At 60.9% G+C, this 3,496-nt stretch carries 5 protein-coding genes; 1 reads left to right on the forward strand and 4 read right to left on the reverse strand.

Annotation, left to right across the window (positions count from 1 at the left end; translation table 11 throughout):
• From EN932_RS31725 to EN932_RS31740, 4 genes are all read right to left on the reverse strand, one after another.
• Positions 1-681 (reverse strand): MBL fold metallo-hydrolase (locus EN932_RS31725; RefSeq protein ID WP_164890719.1); only part of this gene is annotated, 681 nt, incomplete at its 3' end.
• Between the two features lie 143 nt (positions 682-824).
• The gene (locus EN932_RS31730; protein WP_063173204.1) at positions 825-1,484 is read right to left on the reverse strand and encodes a peroxiredoxin; all 660 of its coding nucleotides are present in this window, start codon (positions 1,482-1,484) and stop codon (positions 825-827) included.
• Positions 1,485-1,708: 224 nt separating this feature from the next.
• Entirely contained in the window at positions 1,709-2,074 is a 366-nt protein-coding gene (locus EN932_RS31735; protein WP_013529252.1) for a cell division protein ZapA, read from the reverse strand.
• An 11-nt stretch (positions 2,075-2,085) separates the two neighbouring features.
• Entirely contained in the window at positions 2,086-2,358 is a 273-nt protein-coding gene (locus EN932_RS31740; protein WP_013529251.1) for a DUF4164 domain-containing protein, read from the reverse strand.
• 263 nt (positions 2,359-2,621) lie between these two features.
• Here EN932_RS31740 and EN932_RS31745 point away from each other — a divergent pair.
• Positions 2,622-3,496: thiamine pyrophosphate-dependent enzyme (locus tag EN932_RS31745; protein WP_245483360.1), on the forward strand; the 875-nt coding region annotated here is incomplete at its 3' end.

The following is a 3,496-nucleotide window of genomic DNA, read 5'->3' on the forward strand; positions in this document are numbered from 1 at the left end:
CTTCTGTATGGCGACCGTGCTTTCCCACAAGGGTTCGCGGCCGCCGGCCTGATAGTCATGACCGACGAACAGCCGCATCTCGTCCGGCAACGCCAGTATGTCCTGGATCGAGCGCCAGAGCCGCGCGGCACTGCCGCCGGGAAAGTCCGTCCTCGCTGTGCCGCTGTCGGGCATGAACAGCGTGTCGTGGACGAAGGCGGCATCGCCGATCACATAGGTGATCGACGCCAGCGTATGGCCGGGCGAGAACAGCACCTTGACCGGAAGCGTGCCGACCGTGAAGGTTTCGCCTTCACCAAACAGCCTGTCCCACTGCGAACCGTCGGCGGGAAAATCCGGCCAGTTGTAGATCGCCTTCCACAAATTCTGGACGTCGACGACCCTGTCGCCGATCGCTGTCGGCGCTCCGGTCTTCTCCCTCAGATAGTGCGCCGCCGAGAAATGATCGGCGTGCGGATGGGTGTCGAGGATCCATTCGACGCTCAGCCCCTGCTCGCTGACGAAGTCGAGCAGGATATCGGCATTCGTCGTTGCCGTAGCACCGGATTTCTCGTCGAAATCGAGGATCGGATCGATGATGGCGCAGCGTTTCGTCGCCTGGTCGGCGACGACATACTGGATGGCCCCGGTCGGCTTGTCGTAGAAGCCGCTGACCTGCGGCCTGGCCAAAGCTACGTCCAATTCTGGCTTCCCCAACTCTCGGTCGTCAGGAATGATTTTCTCTGACGACACCCGAGAGGAGCATGGTTGTCCGCTCGGGTGAGCCAGTCAAGTATCATTTCGCTCGCGGCGACAGGAAAGCCAAAAACTGTTCCGAGGAGCGGTCAGGCAGAGGGCTGCTTGGTCTTCCGCAGATACGGCAGGATGGTCTCATAAGCGCCGAAGCGGTTGATCGCGTCCTCGTTGGAGACGGCAGCGGTGATGATGACGTCCTCGCCCTGCTTCCAGTTTGCCGGCGTCGCCACCTGATGCTTGGCGGTCAGCTGCATGGAATCGACCGCACGCAGGATCTCATCGAAGTTGCGGCCCGTGGTCATCGGGTAGGTCAGCACCAGCTTGATCTTCTTGTCCGGTCCGATGACATAGACCGAGCGCACCGTGGCATTGTCGGCCGGTGTGCGGCCTTCCGACGTCTCGCCGGCACCGCCCGGCAGCATGTCGTAGAGCTTGGCGACCTTGAGGTCCTTGTCGCCGATCAGCGGGTAGTTCACCGAATGGCCGGTCGCCGTCTTGATGTCGTCCTGCCACTTGCCGTGGCTTTCGACCGGATCGACCGAAATGCCGATGATCTTGACGTTGCGCTTCTTGAATTCGCCTTCGAGCCCCGCCATCGTGCCAAGCTCGGTCGTGCAGACCGGCGTGAAATTCTTGGGATGACTGAACAGGATCGCCCATCCGTCCCCGATCCAGTCATGGAATTTGATCGTCCCTTGCGTGGTCTCGGCGGTAAAATCCGGCGCAATGTCGTTGATACGAAGGCTCATGATACATCTCCCCTGTAAACGGAACCCGTCGGCAGCGAGGAACGACAAGCGGCAACCCATGCCGCCATCGAGCTGCCCCGCCCGGGCATCGTTGCATCTTAGCGCAAAAATTGTGACTGCAAGACAATATGAAACTCTTGTCGGCGGCAGGCGAGCATTTTTATGCTGCCGAATGCTCGGCACGCGGATGAGAGCCTGTTGGGCTGGACAGGAGAGATCCTGCCTCAGCTCTTGTTGACCGCCATTGTCACAGTCAGGTCTTCCATGCGCTGTGCCAGCGCGCTGAGCGCGTTGGTCAGCACGCTATCGCTCTTGTCGGCCTTGGTCAGAGCCTCGTCGCGGGTCTTGCGCAAGGTCAGCACTTCGCTTTCCATGCCCTTGACGCGTTTCTGCAACTCCGAGAGTTCATCCATCACCATAATGCCGGCCATCACGGTCAGCCGCTGATCGCCAATCTCGCCGAACGAGTCCTTCAGGTGTGAAACATAGCGGTCGAAACGTTCGGCAAGATCGATCAGATGCTCTTCCTGGCCCTCGTCGCAGGCCATGCGATACTGCTTGCCGTCGATTGAAACCGTGACCTGTGCCATCGGGCCAGCTCCTATCTGTCCAACACGGCGCGGATGGTTTCCATGGCGGTCACCAAACGTCGCGAGACTTCCTTGTTGGCATCTTCCAGCCGTTCGGCGCGCGCTTCGGAATTGTCGAGTTCCTGCGCCAGCCGCGAGCGATCGGCGTTCATCCGCTGCACCTCGGCCTCGGCTTCGGAGTAGTCCCGTTCATGCTCGAGCTTGGCCGCGACGGCGTTTTCCAGCCCCTCGATGGCCTTGCCCAGCCTCGCGATGACTTCCTTGAGTGTGGCTTCCCCGGTCATGGCCTTCGTCCTGTGCCCTGCCCATCACCGAATCGTTCACGTTCAGAACGCGTTATCCCTGAAACATTAGGCACCGGGTGAAGGCAACGTCAACAAAGCTCTCGCGACTGTCCCCCGCTAACGCTAATGTAGGTCCGCCGCCGGCATCACAAGACCGGCAAATGTGCACCCGATTTGTTGACTAAAAGCCCGCGCCTGCTATGTGTCGCGCACCCTTTTCAAGGGCTCTCCCAAGCCCCCAAACCCCCACTTCTGGAGGAACCATGACGTCGCGTGAACAACATGACCGGATGGCCAATGCGATCCGCTTTCTCTCCATGGACGCCGTCGAGAAGGCAAATTCCGGCCATCCAGGCCTGCCAATGGGCTGCGCCGATATCGCCACGGTGCTGTTCACGAAGTTCCTGAAATATGATCCGAAGGCCCCCCATTGGCCCGACCGGGATCGCTTCATCCTGTCGGCCGGCCACGGTTCGATGCTGCTCTATTCGCTGCTGCACCTGACCGGCTACGAGGACATGACGATCGACCAGATCAAGCATTTCCGCCAGTTGGGCTCGAAGACCGCCGGCCATCCCGAATACGGCCATGCCACCGGCATAGAGACGACCACCGGCCCGCTCGGCCAGGGTCTGGCCAATTCGGTCGGCTTCGCGCTCGGCGAGCGCATCATGAACGCAGCCTTCGGCAACGACCTCGTCGACCATTACACCTACGTACTGGCCGGTGACGGCTGCCTGATGGAAGGTGTTTCCCAGGAAGCCATCGCGCTTGCCGGCCATCTCAAGCTCAACAAGCTGATCGTCTTCTGGGACAACAACAACATCTCGATCGACGGCCCGGTCTCGCTTGCCGACAACACCGACCAGGTCGCCCGCTTCCAGGCCTCGGGCTGGAACGCCAGCCACATCGACGGCACCGATCCGGAAGCCATCGCCTATGCCATCGAAGCCGCTCGTCACTCCGACAAGCCGACGATGATCGCCTGCAAGACGACCATCGGCTTCGGCGCTCCAACCAAGGCCGGCACCAACAAGGCGCACGGTTCGCCGCTCGGCGCCGACGAGATCGCCGGTGCGCGCAAATTCTTCAACTGGGACTCGCCGCCCTTCGAGATTCCGGCCGACATCCTTGACGC

This window comes from Mesorhizobium sp. M7A.F.Ca.US.002.01.1.1, from assembly GCF_004022955.1.
GTDB lineage: Bacteria > Pseudomonadota > Alphaproteobacteria > Rhizobiales > Rhizobiaceae > Mesorhizobium > Mesorhizobium ciceri.

Coding starts and splice junctions, on each gene's coding strand:
- EN932_RS31740 (WP_013529251.1), bottom strand. CDS start 2,358: ATGACCGGGGAAGCCACACTCAAGGAAGTCATCGCGAGGCTGGGCAAG.
- EN932_RS31735 (WP_013529252.1), bottom strand. CDS start 2,074: ATGGCACAGGTCACGGTTTCAATCGACGGCAAGCAGTATCGCATGGCC.
- EN932_RS31730 (WP_063173204.1), bottom strand. CDS start 1,484: ATGAGCCTTCGTATCAACGACATTGCGCCGGATTTTACCGCCGAGACC.